15 protein-coding genes and 1 tRNA gene are annotated in these 15,358 nt (G+C 67.9%); 2 read left to right on the top strand and 14 right to left on the bottom strand.

Going from position 1 to position 15,358, the window contains the following annotated elements; genetic code table 11:
- Positions 1-72: 72 nt before the first annotated feature.
- The 3 genes from LDL21_RS28530 to LDL21_RS28520 all read right to left on the bottom strand — a co-directional run bounded on the left by LDL21_RS28530 (position 73) and on the right by LDL21_RS28520 (position 2,377).
- Positions 73-1,230, bottom strand: coding sequence for a branched-chain amino acid ABC transporter substrate-binding protein (locus LDL21_RS28530; RefSeq protein WP_225282507.1), 1,158 nt, complete (start codon positions 1,228-1,230; stop codon positions 73-75).
- Between the two features lie 275 nt (positions 1,231-1,505).
- A complete protein-coding gene (locus tag LDL21_RS28525) occupies positions 1,506-2,123 on the bottom strand; it encodes an ANTAR domain-containing response regulator (protein WP_067498083.1) in 618 nt (205 codons plus the stop codon).
- A 167-nt stretch (positions 2,124-2,290) separates the two neighbouring features.
- A tRNA-Leu gene (locus LDL21_RS28520) sits at positions 2,291-2,377 on the bottom strand.
- 334 nt (positions 2,378-2,711) lie between these two features.
- Between LDL21_RS28520 and LDL21_RS28515 the strand changes: the two genes are divergently transcribed.
- Together LDL21_RS28515 and LDL21_RS28510 are read left to right on the top strand one after the other, a co-directional pair.
- Positions 2,712-3,329: an arsenate reductase/protein-tyrosine-phosphatase family protein gene (locus LDL21_RS28515; protein ID WP_225282506.1), complete on the top strand. Its 618-nt coding sequence runs from the start codon at positions 2,712-2,714 to the stop codon at positions 3,327-3,329.
- Between the two features lie 89 nt (positions 3,330-3,418).
- On the top strand, positions 3,419-3,823 hold the full coding sequence (locus tag LDL21_RS28510; RefSeq protein ID WP_225282505.1) for a hypothetical protein: 405 nt from the start codon (positions 3,419-3,421) through the stop codon (positions 3,821-3,823).
- A gap of 9 nt (positions 3,824-3,832) precedes the next feature.
- On the opposite strand, the gene LDL21_RS28505 is transcribed toward LDL21_RS28510, so the two are convergent.
- From LDL21_RS28505 to LDL21_RS28455, 11 genes are all read right to left on the bottom strand, one after another.
- Positions 3,833-4,714, bottom strand: a complete 882-nt coding sequence (locus LDL21_RS28505) for an acyl-CoA thioesterase (protein ID WP_181697782.1) — start codon at positions 4,712-4,714, stop codon at positions 3,833-3,835.
- 23 nt (positions 4,715-4,737) lie between these two features.
- Positions 4,738-6,156: a pyruvate kinase gene (gene pyk / locus LDL21_RS28500; protein WP_225282504.1), complete on the bottom strand. Its 1,419-nt coding sequence runs from the start codon at positions 6,154-6,156 to the stop codon at positions 4,738-4,740.
- Between the two features lie 89 nt (positions 6,157-6,245).
- Positions 6,246-6,917: an amino acid ABC transporter permease gene (locus LDL21_RS28495; RefSeq protein WP_067644687.1), complete on the bottom strand. Its 672-nt coding sequence runs from the start codon at positions 6,915-6,917 to the stop codon at positions 6,246-6,248.
- A gap of 3 nt (positions 6,918-6,920) precedes the next feature.
- A complete protein-coding gene (locus LDL21_RS28490; protein ID WP_220139262.1) occupies positions 6,921-7,679 on the bottom strand; it encodes an amino acid ABC transporter substrate-binding protein in 759 nt (252 codons plus the stop codon).
- A gap of 160 nt (positions 7,680-7,839) precedes the next feature.
- The gene (locus LDL21_RS29980) at positions 7,840-8,361 is read right to left on the bottom strand and encodes a TM2 domain-containing protein (RefSeq protein ID WP_181697666.1); all 522 of its coding nucleotides are present in this window, start codon (positions 8,359-8,361) and stop codon (positions 7,840-7,842) included.
- A gap of 226 nt (positions 8,362-8,587) precedes the next feature.
- Entirely contained in the window at positions 8,588-9,688 is a 1,101-nt protein-coding gene (gene lgt / locus LDL21_RS28480) for a prolipoprotein diacylglyceryl transferase (protein WP_372462235.1), read from the bottom strand.
- A 77-nt stretch (positions 9,689-9,765) separates the two neighbouring features.
- Positions 9,766-10,566 (bottom strand): tryptophan synthase subunit alpha, encoded by an 801-nt coding sequence (gene trpA / locus LDL21_RS28475; protein WP_225282502.1) that lies wholly within the window; start codon positions 10,564-10,566, stop codon positions 9,766-9,768.
- Entirely contained in the window at positions 10,563-11,822 is a 1,260-nt protein-coding gene (gene trpB, locus LDL21_RS28470) for a tryptophan synthase subunit beta (RefSeq protein ID WP_181697659.1), read from the bottom strand. Before trpB ends, trpA begins: the two co-directional genes overlap by 4 nt.
- Positions 11,819-12,640: an indole-3-glycerol phosphate synthase TrpC gene (gene trpC, locus LDL21_RS28465; protein ID WP_067988162.1), complete on the bottom strand. Its 822-nt coding sequence runs from the start codon at positions 12,638-12,640 to the stop codon at positions 11,819-11,821. The genes trpB and trpC overlap by 4 nt, the downstream gene beginning before the upstream one ends.
- 136 nt (positions 12,641-12,776) lie before the next feature.
- A complete protein-coding gene (locus LDL21_RS28460) occupies positions 12,777-13,478 on the bottom strand; it encodes a TIGR02234 family membrane protein (RefSeq protein WP_225282569.1) in 702 nt (233 codons plus the stop codon).
- Positions 13,479-13,675: 197 nt separating this feature from the next.
- Positions 13,676-15,214, bottom strand: coding sequence for an anthranilate synthase component I (locus LDL21_RS28455; RefSeq protein ID WP_225282501.1), 1,539 nt, complete (start codon positions 15,212-15,214; stop codon positions 13,676-13,678).
- Between the last annotated feature and the right edge of the window lie 144 nt (positions 15,215-15,358).

The raw sequence follows: 15,358 nt of genomic DNA, 5'->3' as shown, positions 1-15,358 counted from the left end.
GTGCCCCCGGGGCCCGGGGGGGGGGGCGGGGCCAACCCCGGCCCCCCCCCACCGCAACACGCTCAGATGGGACTACTTGACCTCGTACATCCAGATCTGGATGTTGGCCAATTCGCCGGTCTCGCCCCACTTGTACTCACGGGCCACACCGGTCCCGGTGTAGGTACGCACGTACTCGACCAGGTCGGCGCGGGTCACCTTGCCGGAGTCGATGCCCTTGAGCAGGATCGTGGCCAGGTCGTAGCCTTCGACGGAGTAGACGCCGGGGGCCTGTCCGTTGAACGCGGTGTACTCGGCGGCGAACTTCTCCGGCGCCGGGCTGCACGGGCACGACAGCAACGCGTCCTTGGACGACGAACCGGCCTGGCGCACGAACTCGGGATCGTTGCTGCCGTCGGCCGAGACGAAGGTCGCGGTCACGCCACCGGAACGCAGCTGCTGCACGAACGGCGCGGCCTCGGCGTAGTACCCGGCGTAGAAGATGGCGTCGGGCTTGGCCGCCGACAGCTTGGAGACCGTCGCCGAGAAGTCCTTGTCGCCTTCCTTGACGCTGGCCGCGCAGGAGGGATCGGCGGCGCCGCCGGCCGCGGTGAGGAAGGCCTGCGCGAGACCGGCACCGTAGTCGGTGTTGTCCTGCACGACGCAGATCTTCTTGAAGCCCTTCTCCTTGGTGAGGTAGTTCGCCACGGCCGGGCCCTGCGAGTTGTCGTTGCCCAGGCCGCGGAAGAAGGTCTTCCAGCCGTTCTGGGTCAGCGTCGGGTTGGTGGCCGAGGCCGTCAGCGTCGGCATGCCCGCCTCGCTGAGGATCTGGCCGGTCGCCTTGGTCTCACCGGAGAAGGTCGGGCCGATCAGGCCGACGATGCTGGGATCGGCGACGATGGTCGGGATCTTCTGGCTGGCGTTCTGCGGCTTGCCCTCGGTGTCGAATTCCTTGACCGAGACCTGGCAATCCGGGTTCGCCTTGTTGTGCTTGTCCAGGGCGAGTTTGACGCCCATGGTGATGTTGATGCCGAGCGCGGCGTTGCCACCGGTCAGCGGTCCGGCCATCGCGATGCTCGTCGGCGCGCACTTGGCCTTGCCGTCACCGGCCGGATCGGCGGCCGCGCCGGCGTCGGTCTGGGCGACGGCCTTGCCCTCGGTATCGAGCTGCACGACGGGCTGGATGGAGAGGTCGGTGTTGCCGCCACCGCCGCCGTCGGACGACTTGTCACTACATCCGGACAACACCAACGACGCGGCAGCTCCGATTACCAGAACTCCTCGCGTCGAACGACTGCGCCATGTCGAACTGAGCACGTCTCACCTCTATGTCCTGTGCACCCCGGGGTCACCGAGGGGGCCGACCCACGTTCGACCCGGTGAGAACATATCGCCGCTTTGTTAGATCCGCATCACATTCGCATCATGTCGGATGCTTCGTGTGCGGTCATAGTTCACGTTATTGTTTCGCTTACGTAAAGTTTTTCCGGTTTCCTGGGCGCGCACCGGAGCTTTACGGTTCGGCGTCACTGCGGGGTGAGGTTCTCCAGCACGACTTCGGCCACCGCCTTCATGGTGGTGCGCCGATCCATCGCCGTGCGCTGAATCCATTTGAACGCCTGGGGTTCGGTCAAACCCTGGGTCTGCATGAGCACGCCCTTGGCACGCTCGACCAGTTTGCGGGTCTCGAGCCGATCGGACAGATTCGCGACTTCTGTTTCCAGCGCGGAGATTTCGTGAAAGCGGCTCGCCGCGAGTTCGATCGCGGGCACCAGATCCGACTTGGTGAACGGCTTGACCAGATACGCCATCGCGCCGGCGTCACGGGCCCGCTCGACCAGGTCACGCTGACTGAACGCGGTCAGGATCACCACGGGCGCAACACGTTTCGTCGCGATCTCGGCGGCGGCATCGATGCCGTCGCGGCGCGGCATCTTCACGTCCATGATCACCAGATCGGGGCGCAGCTGCTCGGCCAGTTCGACGGCCTGCTGACCGTCGCCGGCCTCGCCGACGACGTCGTAGCCCTCTTCTTTGAGCATTTCCACGAGGTCCATGCGGATGAGGGCCTCGTCCTCGGCCACGACAACGCGCTTGGCCACCACGTCACCCGCGGCGCCAGCGCCTGCTGCATTCGTGCTCATAGGTTCGACCCCTCTGGATTCCGACTGCCGATGTCGAGAGTACCTATCGCGTCCACTTCCGAATGCGTGGAGCTGCCGGAACCGCGGGTGACACGTGTGCGAGGTCATCGCGTGCCCCGCGACAGATACTCCCCCGCGGAGCGCGGCCGATGCCGCGCTACCGCCGTTGGTGCCGAGTGTGGGACTCGAACCCACACGTCCTTTCGGACAACGGTTTTTGAGACCGTCGCGTCTGCCAGTTCCGCCAACCCGGCGCACCGCGGTCACTATAGCGTCCCGGCACGCCCGGAAGCGAACCGGGCCTTGCCCGCCGTCGGACCCCGGCCCGCCGAGTGGGTCGGCGACATCGACCGGCCGATCGGAATTTATTTCCGAACCGAATTATCGCGGTCCGGAACCAGTGATGATCGACACATCCGGAACGAAGGTTTACCACTCCGATCACACGGGTATCACGGTCACACACAACGGATTTCGCGTCGCGATGAATGTACGGAATTCAACCGAAAGGTGAATAAATAGCAGCACGCCTGTGATGGTTACAATTCTGGCCTACTGCACGACAATGACCGGGATTACGGTATCGGTATGCACGTGCTGTTCGTCTGCAACTCCAATGTCTGCCGGTCGGTGATCGCCGAACGGCTCACCCGGGCATTCGCGGCGCACAACGGACTGCCAGGCCTCTCCGCCGAAAGCGCGGGAACCCGTGCCCTCGTCGGTTTTCCGGCCGAACCGCTCGCGGCGGAGACGATCGCCGGGCTCGGTGGCGACACCACCGGATTCAAGGCCCGCAAACTCAAGCCCGAAATGGTCGACCGCGCCGATCTGGTGCTCACCATGACCGAGGCATTACGCGACCAGGTGGCCGAACTGGCCTTCGGCGCCGCACCGCGCACGTTCACCCTCATCGAGGCGCACCGCATCGCCAAGGTCACCGGCGCGAAATCCATTGCCGCACTGCATCGCGCCCGCAACGACCTCGCCTATGTGGGCCGGGAGAACATCGCCGACCCGATCGGACTGTCCGCCGAGGCATTCGTCGAGGTCGGTGACCGCATCGCCGAGGTGCTCTTCCCGTTGCTGAGCGCGCTCGCACCGCACGAGCAGACCAAACTCAGCGAGGACGAACGGCCGGGACTGGTGATCGAGCCCGGCGGTGCACGGCCGCTCGCGGCCTTCCTCGCCGCGCAACGCAGGAGATGAAGGTCTGTTCGCGAGAGCGGACACCGATTACACTTCGGCGCGGACGTGGAAGTTCCCCATGCTGGTTCGACACACGACAGGACTCGGACATGCCGAAACGCATTTCGGATGTTTCTCTCCATGTGTACGTGACACCGGACGTCCTCGACCGCATCGTCGGCGACATCCGAGGCGTCCTCGCCGACCACATCCAGGACCGCGACGTATTCGCCTGGCGCTTCACCCTCCCGGTCGACGCCACCGACACCGTCCACCAGGACCTCGAAAACCAATGGCGCGCAAACCATCCCGGCCACCAGCCGGAGAACGAGGCGACCTTCGAGATCGCGCTGAGCCTGGTCGGTGAACCCACCGACCTCAGCGACGACGACATCGCCGACCTCGAATCCGGGCTGGCGCTCGCCGTGTACGGCGCGGATCAGACGGTGCCGTTCACGCTGCGCGCTCATCAGCGCAGCGACGTCGAGTTCGAACCCGACGTCGAGCGCCTCTGAATAACTGCCTCAGCGCGCCGGGAAGTGGCGGATGACGCCCTCTTGCACCGTGGTGGCGAGCAATTCGCCACTGCGCGAATAGAACCGGCCCGTCGCCAGCCCACGCGAACCCGCCGCCACCGGCGACTCGGTGGCGTACAGCGACCAGTCGTCGAACCGGAACGGGCGATGGAACCAGATCGAATGATTCACCGTCGCCGCGAGAATCCGGTCCAGCCCCCACGACAAACCGTGTGTGGTGATGATCGAATCGAGCACCGTGGTGTCCGACGAATAGCCGAGTGCCGCCACATGCAGCAGCGGATCGTCGGGCAGCGTGCCGTCGGTGCGCATCCACACCCGATTGTGGTTGAGCTTGGCGCCGGTGCCCTTGAGGATCCATGCCGGATCGTTGGTGTAGCGCATATCGATCGGGTGCGGGGCGTTGATGAACATCTCGAGCTTGTCCTCGAACCCCGCGAAATGCTCCTCGATCCGGGGTAACGACTCCGGATCGGGCACCACGGGCGCGTCGTGGGCGTGCTCGAGGCCCTTGCCCCAGTCCTGGAACGCGGCGAGCATGACGAACAGCTCCTGGCCGTCCTGGCTCGCGGTCACCGTCCGGTTGGCCAGCGCGCGCCCGTCGCGATGCCGCTGCACGTGGTACTCGATCGGCTTCTTCACGTCACCGCCGCGCACGAAATGCGCGTTGATCGCGTGCAGCGGGCGATCACCCGCGGTACGGCCCGCGGCGACGATCGCCTGGGAGACGAGCTGACCACCGAAGGTGCGGCTCCACACCTTCTCCGGGTGGTTGCCCAGGTAGACGTCCTCGCTGATCTGCTCCAAGTCGAGCAGATCGAGCAGCACCCGCAGGTCGGATGTCGGCTCGCCGGGCCCGATGTCGATCATCTCGTCTACCGAACTACTCACTGCTAATGGTCCTCTTCGCCGATGCGGTGCACGTGGATCAGGTTGGTGGAACCGACGGTACCCGGCGGGGAGCCGGCCACGATGACGACCAGGTCGCCCTTGCGGTACCGATCCAGCGACAACAACGCCTGATCCACCTGGTGGATCATCGCATCCGTGCTGTCGACCATGGGCACGATGAAAGTTTCGGTGCCCCAGGTGAGCGTGAGCTGGCTGCGCACCTCCGGCAGCGGGGTGAACGCGAGCAGCGGCAGCGGGGTGTGCAGGCGGGCCAGGCGGCGCACGGTGTCACCGGACTGGGTGAACGCGACGAGGGCGCGGGCGTTGAGCCGCTCGCCGATGTCGCGCGCCGCGTAGGAGATCACGCCGCGCTTGGTGCGCGGCACGTGGGTCAGCGGTGGCACCCGCGACGTCTCGGACTCCACGGCGGTGACGATGCGGGCCATGGTGCGCACCGCGTCGATCGGCCAGGCGCCGACCGAGGTCTCCCCCGACAGCATCACCGCGTCGGCACCGTCGAGCACCGCGTTCGCGACGTCGGAGGCCTCCGCGCGGGTGGGGCGGGAGTTCTCGATCATCGATTCGAGCATCTGGGTGGCGACGATGACCGGCTTGGCGTTCTCGCGCGCCATCTGGATAGCGCGCTTCTGCACCAGCGGCACCTGCTCGAGCGGCAACTCGACACCGAGATCGCCACGCGCGACCATCACCGCGTCGAACGCGAGCACGATGGCCTCGAGGTTCTCGATCGCCTCCGGCTTCTCCAGCTTGGCGATCACCGGCACCCGGCGCCCGACCCGGTCCATGATCTCGTGCACGAGTTCGATATCGGACGGCGAGCGCACGAACGACAGGGCGATGAAGTCCACGCCGAGCTTCAGCGCGAACTCGAGGTCCTCCACGTCCTTGCCCGACAGCGCGGGCACCGACACGTTCATGCCGGGCAGCGACAGGCCCTTGTTGTTGCTCACCGGGCCGCCCTCGGTGACCCGGCACACCACGTCGTTGCCCTCGACGGCCTCGACGGTGAGCCCGACCTTGCCGTCGTCGACGAGCAGGCGGTCACCGGCCTTGGCGTCCTTGGCGAGTTCCTTGTAAGTGGTCGACACCCGGTCGTGGGAGCCGTCGACGTCGTCGACGGTGATCCGCACCTGCTCACCGGTGGCCCAGTGGGTCTTGCCCTCGGTGAAGCGGCCGAGGCGGATCTTGGGGCCCTGCAGGTCGGCGAGGATGCCGACCGCGCGACCGGTCTCGTCGGAGGCCGCGCGGACCATCTTGTAGTTGTCGGCGTGGTCGGCGTGCTCGCCGTGGCTGAAGTTCAGCCGGGCTACATCCATGCCGCTTTCGACGAGCTCACGAATTCGGTCCTGGGAGGCAGTCGCCGGTCCTAGGGTGCACACAATCTTCGTCCGTCGCATCACAGTGCCCAGCCTAGTACTCGGGGGGCGCCGAGTCTTTTCGCCTGCCGTGTCACACCCCGAGTTCCCTTCGTGTTCACCGAAAGAGCTCGCTACCGAACGGCAACGTGGCGCGAGAGCCGGGTCTCGAGGCGGGTTTGGGCGAAGCCGAGGACCAGGCAGATGGCCCAGTAGTAGAGGGCCGCGACGCCGTAGAGAGCGAAGAAGTCGAAGGTGGGGGCGGCGGCGAGCTGGGCGGTGCGCAGCAGTTCGGTGACCAGGATGGTCGAAGCCAGTGAGGTGTCCTTCACCAAAGAGATCAGGGTGTTGGAGAGCGGAGGAACCGCGATCCGGGCGGCCTGCGGAAACACGACGTACCACAGGGTTTGCACGTACGTCATGCCGAGCGATTCGGACGCCTCCCACTGCCCGTGGGCCACGCTCATGATCGAGGAGCGAACCACCTCGGCGGCATAACCGCCCACATTGAGACTGAACGCGATCACCGCCGCCGGGAACGGATCGATCACGACCCCGAACTGCGGCAGCGCGTAGAACACGATGAACAGCTGAACCAGCAGCGGGGTGCCGCGAATGATCGAGATGTAGAAGCGGGCGGGCCACGACAGCACCCGCCGCGCCGACATCCTGGCCAGCGCGACGCCCACCGCGATGGCCAGGCCGATGACGAAGCTGATCGCGGTGAGCGGCAACGTCATCGTGACCGTCGCCTCGAGCATCGGCCACAGGTTGCGCCGGATCAGCTCCCAGGTCGCCTGATCCATCCGCTACTTGCTGACGTCGGTGCCGAAGTACTTCTCCGACAGGCGGGCCAGGGTGCCGTCGGCGGCCAGCTCGGCGAGCGCCCGGTCGACATCGGCGACCAGCGCGGCGTCGTCCTTGCGGCCGGCGAAGGCCTGCTTGCTGACCTCGCCGGTCTTGGCGGCGATCTTGATACCGGTGTCAGCGGTCTTCTTGGTGTACTCGCCCACCGCGAGAGTGTCGTTGACGGTGGCGTCGACGCGACCCGCCTTCAGCAACTGCACCGCCTGCACGAAGCCCTCGACCGCCTCGACCTTCGCACCCGCGTCCTTGGCGACCTGGCTCCAGTTGCTGGTGGCCGACTGCGCGGTGGTCTTGCCCGCGAGCGAGGCCAGGCCGGTGATGTCGGTGTTGTCGGCGCGGGTGACGATCACGCCCTCGGAAGTGGTGTAGGGCTGCGACAGCGAGTACTTCGCGGTGCGCTCGGGGTTGATCGTCACCTGGTTGGCAACCAGGTCGAAGCGCTTGGATTCCAGTCCGGCGAAGATCGAGTCCCACGGTGTCTGCACGAATTCGACCCGCTTGCCGAGCTTCTCGCCGACCGCGCGGGCGACCTCGACGTCGTATCCGGTGAGCTCGCCGTTCTCCTGGTAGCTGAACGGCGCGTAGGTGCCCTCGGTGCCCACCTTCAGCACATTCGGGTCGGACGCGGACGAGCAGGCCGACAGACCCGTCGCCGCGACGACGGCGAGTACGACGGCGGCAAGAACTTTGCGCACGGACATCCCTTTCTCCGCTGCGCGCATAGGGCACGCGCAGGCCAAGCGACGCTACGGCGCCGCGCACGACCGACACAGAGTATCGCTCATCGTGATCGGAATGAGGGCGGGGAAACACGACGGGTGCCCTGCCGAGGCAGGACACCCGTCGGCGACGCGTGCCGGTTCAGTCGCGCAGCGGGCGGCCCTGCGCGTCGGGCACCTTGCCGGTGAGCATCATGATGCCGTCGATCAGCGGCCAGATGGCGCCGAGACCGCAGGTCAGCCAGACCACGGCGATCTGGGCGATGCCGAGACCGGTGTAGCCGAGGTAGAAGCGGCCGACACCGAAGCTGCCGAGGAAGATCTCGAGCAGACCGGCCATCAGCTTCTGCTTGTCCGAGAACGGAACCCCGTACATGTCCCGGCCGTAAGGGGCCTCCGGGTCGGCCGGGTTGTACCCCTGCGGCATGCCGTACGGCTGCGGCTGACCGTAGCCCGGCTGCGGCTGGGCGTACGGGTCGGCGGGCTGACCGTACTGCGGCTGCGGCGCGCCGTACTGCGGCTGACCGTAACCGGGCTGCTGGGCGTACGGGTCCGACGGCTGCTGGCCGTAGGCCGGCTGACCGTACTGCTGGTGCGCGCCCGAATCGGGCTGCTTGCTCAGATCAGGGCCGTATTGCGGATTGGGGTTGTAGGGGTCGGTCACTCATGTCCTCCATCATTCGTGCGGGTACCCGTCGTGGCCCCCGGCCATGTGGTGATCGGCCGAACGGCGGTGCGCCCGCGACGATCACGGTCATTGTGGCCGGTACCACCGGCCGTTGTCTTCTCGGGTGCCTCGTCGTCACGAGCACGCAGCACTCACGGGAATATCGCGACGGGTGTTCGTCGTGTTGACGAACACCCGTCGATCAGTTCGGTTTCTCGAGGGATCAGGCCTTCTTCGCGTCCGATTTCGTCGGCTCGCCTGCCTTGTCGGCCTCGGTGGCGGACTCTTCCTCGGTAGCAGCCGCGTCCTCGGCCGGTTCGGTGGTGGTCACGGCCGAATCATTGTGTTCCGCTGCGGGTTCCGACTTCTTCGCGAGGTCGACCTGTCCGCCGTCGGCGTTCTCGGCCGCACCGAGCGCGCGCAGTTTCGACAGCTGCCACGGCCACGGACGCGGCGCCGCTCCCGGCTGCAGCAAGGCCGGGTCCTCGCGGCCCTTGGTGGCCAGCGCGAAGTAGGCCATGGCGCCGAGGAATACGAGCGCGGAGGTGAACGAGTTGATCCGGATGCCGAGGATGTGTGTCGCTTCGTCGCTGCGCATCAGCTCGACGAAGAACCGGCCGAAGCTGTATCCGGCGACGTAGAGCGCGAACAGGCGGCCGTGCCCGATTCGGTACCGCTTGTCGATCTGCACGAGCAGCACGACGACGAGCACGTTCCAGATCATCTCGTAGAGGAACGTCGGGTGGACCACCTCGAGCACCTGCCCGGTGGAGACCCCGTTCATCATGTCGCGCGCGCCGGTCTCGGTGTCGTAGCGGGCGTAGATCTCGAGACCCCACGGCACCTCGGTGGTGCGGCCGTAGAGTTCCTGGTTGAAGTAGTTGCCGAGCCGGCCGATGGCCTGGGCGAGCAGCACCGCGGGGGCGATGGCGTCGCCGAGCGCGGGCAGCGGGATCTTGTAGATGCGGCAGGCGATCCAGGCCCCGATGCCGCCGAAGAACACAGCACCCCAGATACCGAGCCCGCCCTGCCAGATGTAGAGCGCCTCGACAGGGTTCTTGTCCGGCCCGAAGTATTTGTGCCAGTCCGTGACCACGTGATAGATCCGGCCACCGACCAGACCGAACGGCACCGCGAACATGGCCACGTCGAGCACCGCCCCGGCCTGCCCACCACGCTGCTGCCACCGGCGCTCACCCCACCAGATGGCGACGATGATGCCGAGGATGATGCACAGCGCGTACGCCCGCAACGGAAAGGGCCCGAGCTGCCAGACACCCTGTGGCGGACTCGGGATATAGGCCAGGACTGAGTTCACGGCCACCACGTTAGTGGAGAGGCCGGAATCGGGTCAGCCCGTCCCCTGACGAGCGACCCGTGTCCCGGGGAAATCGGGTTCGACTACGAGCGAACGGTAGCTGCGCGGACGCCTTCGGCCAGCTCGGAAGTCAGTGCGCGCACCGCGTCGAGGCCTTCGGCGGCGGCCGAGACCAGTGCCGAGCCGACGATGACGCCGTCGGCGTAGGCGGCGATTTCGGCGGCCTGGGCGCCTGAGCGGACGCCGAGGCCGACGCCGATCGGGATGTCGGAGTGGGCGCGGATGCGGGAGCACAGGGCGGGGGCGGCTGAGGAGACGGCGTCGCGGGCGCCGGTGACGCCCATGGTGGAGGCGGCGTAGATGAATCCGCGGGAGGCTTCCAGGGTTTTGACCAGTCGTTCCTCCGTGGAGGACGGGGCGACGAGGAAGATGCGGTCCAGATTGTGGGTCGACGACGCGACGAACCAGTCGTCGGCCTCGTCGGGGATCAGGTTCGGGGTGATGATGCCCGCGCCACCAGCGGCCGCCAGGTCGCGGGCGAAGGTGTCGACGCCGTACTTGAGGACGGGGTTCCAGTAGCTCATCACCACGGCCTGACCACCGGCGTCGGTGATCGCCTCGACGACGGAGAACACGTCACGCACGCGGACGCCGCTGCGCAGCGCCTGCTCGGCGGCGGCCTGGATGACTGGGCCGTCCATCACCGGATCGGAGTAGGCGACGCCGACTTCCACGATGTCGCAACCGGATTCGACCATCGTCCGGCACACCTCGATGGAACCGGCCAGGTCGGGATAGCCCGCGGGCAGGTAGCCGACGAGCGCCGCCCGTCCCTCGCTGCGCGCGGCCGCGAACGTATTGGCCAGGCGCGACTGCTGACTCACTGAGCGTTCTCCTCGGCGTTGTCGTCGAACAGACCGAACCAGCGGCCCGCGGTGTCCATGTCCTTGTCACCACGACCGGACAGGTTGACCAGAATGATGGCGCCCTCGCCGAGTTCCTTGCCGAGCTTCAGCGCACCGGCCACGGCGTGGGCGGACTCGATCGCCGGGATGATCCCCTCCGAACGCGAGAGCAACAGCAGCGCGTCCATCGCCTCGGTATCGGTGATCGGCGCGTACTCGGCGCGGCCGATGTCCTTGAGGTGGGCGTGCTCGGGGCCGACACCCGGGTAGTCCAGACCGGCCGAGATCGAATGCGATTCGATGGTCTGGCCGTCCTCGTCCTGCAGCAGGTACGAGTAGGCGCCCTGGAACGCACCGGGCGTACCGCCGGTGAAAGTGGCTGCGTGCCTTCCGGTTTCGACGCCGTCGCCGGCCGCTTCGTAACCGACGAGCCGCACGCCCGCGTCGGGGATGAAGGCGTGGAAGATGCCGATGGCGTTGGAACCGCCACCCACACACGCCACCACGGCGTCGGGCAGGCGACCGGCGCGGTCGAGCATCTGCTCGCGCGCCTCCATGCCGACCACACGCTGGAAATCACGCACCATCAGCGGGAACGGGTGCGGACCCGCGGCGGTGCCGAAGCAGTAGTAGGTGTCGTCGGCGTGGGTGACCCAGTCGCGCAGCGCCTCGTTGATGGCGTCCTTGAGGGTCTGCGAACCGCTGGTCACAGAGATCACCTCGGCGCCGAGCAGGCGCATGCGGGCCACGTTGAGCGCCTGGCGGGCCGTGTCGACCGCGCCCATGTAGATCACGCAGTCCAGGCCGAGCAGCGCGCAGGCGGTGGCGGTGGCGACACCGTGCTGACCGGCACCGGTCTCGGCGATGACGCGGGTCTTGCCCATCCGCTTGGCGAGCAGGGCCTGACCGAGCACATTGTTGATCTTGTGCGAACCGGTGTGGTTCAGGTCCTCACGCTTGAGGAAAATCCTTGCGCCACCGGCATGTTCGGCCAGCCGGGTGCATTCGAACACCGGCGAGGGGCGACCGGTGTAGTCGCGCTGCAACCGGTCGAGTTCGTCGAGGAAGGTGTGGTCGGAGCGCACCTTGTCGTATTCGGCGGTGACCTCCTCGATCACGGCCATCAACGCCTCGGGCACGTGCCGTCCGCCGTAGACACCGAAGTGCCCACCCGCGTCGGGTTCGTAGTCGCTGTGCTGGGCCACCCCCGCGCTGGCCTGGGGCAGCGCGCTCATCGGATGCTCCGCCGTGCGGGCTTCGGGCAGGAGGGGTGGGCGCCCGCGGTCACCAGGTCGGAGACGGCGGCGCGCGGGTTTCCGCTGGTCACCAGGCCTTCGCCGACGAGCACCGCGTCGGCGCCCGCACCGGCGTAGGCCAGCAGGTCGGCGGTGCCACGGATACCGGACTCGGCCACCCGAATGACCTCCGAGGGCAGACCGGGTGCGATCCGGGCGAACACGTCGCGGTCGACCTCGAGGGTCTTGAGGTTGCGCGCGTTCACACCGATCACCGAGGCGCCCGCTTCCAGGGCACGATCGGCTTCCTCCTCGGTGTGTACTTCCACGAGAGCGGTCATACCGAGTGATTCGGTGCGGTCGATCAGTGAGGACAGCACGTCTTGCTCGAGCGCGGCCACGATCAGCAGGATCACGTCGGCGCCGTGGGCGCGGGCCTCGTGGATCTGGTACGGGCCGACGACGAAGTCCTTGCGCAGCACCGGGATGTTCACCGCGGCGCGCACGGCGTCGAGATCGTCGAGCGAACCGCCGAAGCGGCGCTGCTCGGTGAGCACGCTGATGATGCGGGCGCCACCGTCTTCGTAGGCCTTGGCAAGGACGGCCGGATCGGGAATGTCGGCCAGCGCGCCCTTGGAGGGGCTGGCCCGCTTCACCTCGGCGATGACACCGATCCCGTCCTCGTGCAGCGCGGCGCGCGCGTCCAGCGGTGCCTTCGCGGCAGCCGCGGCAGCTTTGATCGCCTGAAAATCGAGGAGGGCTTCGCGAGCGGCAACATCCGCCCGAACCCCGTCGAGAATCGAGTCGAGTACCGTCATCTGGCTCGAATCCTTTCTGGGGAGACGAACTTCTCACCCGAGAGTCCCCCCGGGCGCTGTCTCACCGATGCCTGACAAGAATAAATGGCCGCCGCGCGTGTCACTGCGGCGGGGGTGCCGGGGGTCACGTGCCCGGTCACGGGTCGCGCCGGCCCGGGCGGTCGTCGTCGTCCCGGGTGTCGGCGGTGTCGGCGGTGTCGGTGGGATCGGTGCCCGCGTCGAGGGCATCCCACAGCACCCGGTCCGACAGCGGCGCGGCGCCGTCGGAGTTGTTCACCTGGGCGCTGGCGTCGGCCCGGCGGAAGACGGGGTTGTCGTACTTGCCGGACAGCTGGGCGGTGGTCTCGGCCCGCCGGGTCAGCAACACACCCGCGGCCAGGGCGCACGCCGCCGCCAGGACCGAGAGCACGGCCGGGAAGATGTGGGTCTCGGCGCCGGTGACCGTCGCCCGGCCGGGCAGTTCGGCGAGCGTGCCTGCCCGTTCGTCGGTTTTGCCCGCCCCGATGGTCAGGGCGAAGCCGGGAACGGCCGCCACCGCGGCGACCACCGCGACCACCACGCCGAGCAGCTGCCGCAGCACACCCTTCACCGCGAACACGGCGGCGATCGCGGCGACGAGCACCAGCGCGAGCGGAGTGAGCGCCCCGAACCAGGTGCCGCCGTCGAGGTTGTCGGTGCGCGGTTCGGTGAGGTTGTCGGCCGAGTGCACCGTCACCCAGGTCATCCGCGAGGACGCCCACAGTCCGGCCGCCGCCACGGCCAGCAAGATCACCGGAAGTACCGGTTTGGCGGCGGGTGCGGCCACTTGCGCGCCTGCTGTCAAGCCTTCACCCTTCACGCCGCTGTCGCCCGCTGCGCCGCCGTCGACCACCGACCCGCCGTCGACCACCGACCCGCCGTCGCCCACCGACCCGCTATCGCCCACCGGGCCGCTATCGCCCACCGGGCCGCTGTCACGCGCCGCGCCGCTATCGCCCACCGGACCGCTGTCACGCGCCGGAGCGCCCTCGTTCGGTGTGTCGGCGTCCCGCGCACTCACTCGGCGCCGCCCTCGTAGGTGCGAAGGGTCTTGGCGGCCGCGATCGCCTTGAGGACCGCCATGGCCTTGTTGCGCGCCTCGGTGTCCTCGGCGACCGGGTCGGAGTCGGCGACTACGCCCGCGCCCGCCTGGACGTAGGCGGTGCCGTCCTTGAGCAGGGCGGTGCGGATGGCGATAGCGGTGTCGGCGTCGCCGGCGAAGTCGAGGTAGCCGACCACGCCGCCGTAGATTCCGCGCCTGGTCGGTTCGAGTTCCTCGATCAGTTCCATCGCCCGCACCTTCGGCGCACCGGACAGGGTGCCCGCCGGGAAACACGCGCGCACGGCGTCGAGCGCGATCCTGCCCTCGGCCAGCTGACCCGACACCGTCGACACCAGGTGCATCACGTGGCTGTAGCGCTCCACGTGCCGGTATTGGGTGACGCGCACCGTGCCGGGACGGCACACCCGGCCCAGATCGTTGCGGCCGAGATCGACGAGCATGAGGTGCTCGGCGTTCTCCTTGTCGTCGGCGAGCAGGTCCTTCTCGAGCAGGATGTCGTCCTCGGCGCTCGCTCCGCGCCAGCGGGTGCCCGCGATCGGATGTGTCGTGGCGACACCGTCTTTCACGGTCACCAGCGATTCCGGGCTCGAGCCGACGATGGAGAACGCGGTGCCGCCGTCGCCGTCGGGGATGTGCATCAGGTACATGTACGGGCTCGGGTTCGAGGCCCGCAGCATCCGGTAGACCGCGAGCGGGGAGCCGGTGTAATCCATTTCGAAGCGCTGCGAGAGCACCACCTGGAACGCCTCGCCCGCCTCGATCTCCTTGATGAGCCGACGCACGCCCGAGCAGAATTCCTCGGTGGTCCGCCTGCGCAGGTAGTCGGGTTCGGGCTGGTCGAAGACCGACACCGTCGATGATGCAGGCGTGGCCAGCGCGGCGGTCATCCGGTCGAGCCGGGCCACGGCGTCGTCGTAGGCGGCGTCGACGTGTTCGTCGGTGCCGTTCCAGTTCACCGCGTTGGCGATCAGCGTGATCGCGCCCTCGTGGTGGTCGAAGGCGGCCAGGTCGGTGGCCAGCATCAGAACCAGCTCGGGCAGCCGCAGATCGTCCTCGGCCAGCTCGGGCAGGCGCTCGATGCGGCGGACCGCGTCGTAGCCGAGATAGCCGACCATGCCACCGGTGAGCGGGGGCAGGCCGGGCAGGCGTTCGGTGCGCAGCAGTTCGAGGGTTTCGTGCAGCACACGCAGCGGGTCACCGCCCGAGGGCGCGTCGGCGGGGACGGTGCCGAGCCAGGCGGCCGCACCGTCGACGACCGTCAGTGCCGACGGACTGCCCGCGCCGATGAACGACCAGCGCGACCAGGAGCGCCCGTTCTCGGCGGACTCGAACAGGAAGGTGCCCGGCCGGTCGTCGGCCAGTTTGCGGTAGGCCGAGAGCGGAGTCTCGGAGTCGGCCAGCACCTTTCGGGTCACCGGGACCACCCGGTGCTCGGCGGCGAGCAACCGGAACTGCTCGCGGGTGGTCGTGGTCGGTGTCGGCGCGCCCTGCATTCGGCCATCATCCCAGGCGCCGCGACGTGGCCGCATCCTGCCCCGATCACCCCGCCGAAGGCCGTCACGACCGGGCGCCGAATGCGGCCGTGACCGGCATCACTACACTCGCGCGCGTTCCATGTCGCATGCGGTATCCCTTCT

It is taken from the genome of Nocardia rosealba, from assembly GCF_020216065.1.
GTDB lineage: Bacteria > Actinomycetota > Actinomycetes > Mycobacteriales > Mycobacteriaceae > Nocardia > Nocardia rosealba.
The sequence above is the reverse complement of the archived record's forward strand: the minus strand, read 5'-3'. Positions and strand labels throughout refer to the sequence as shown.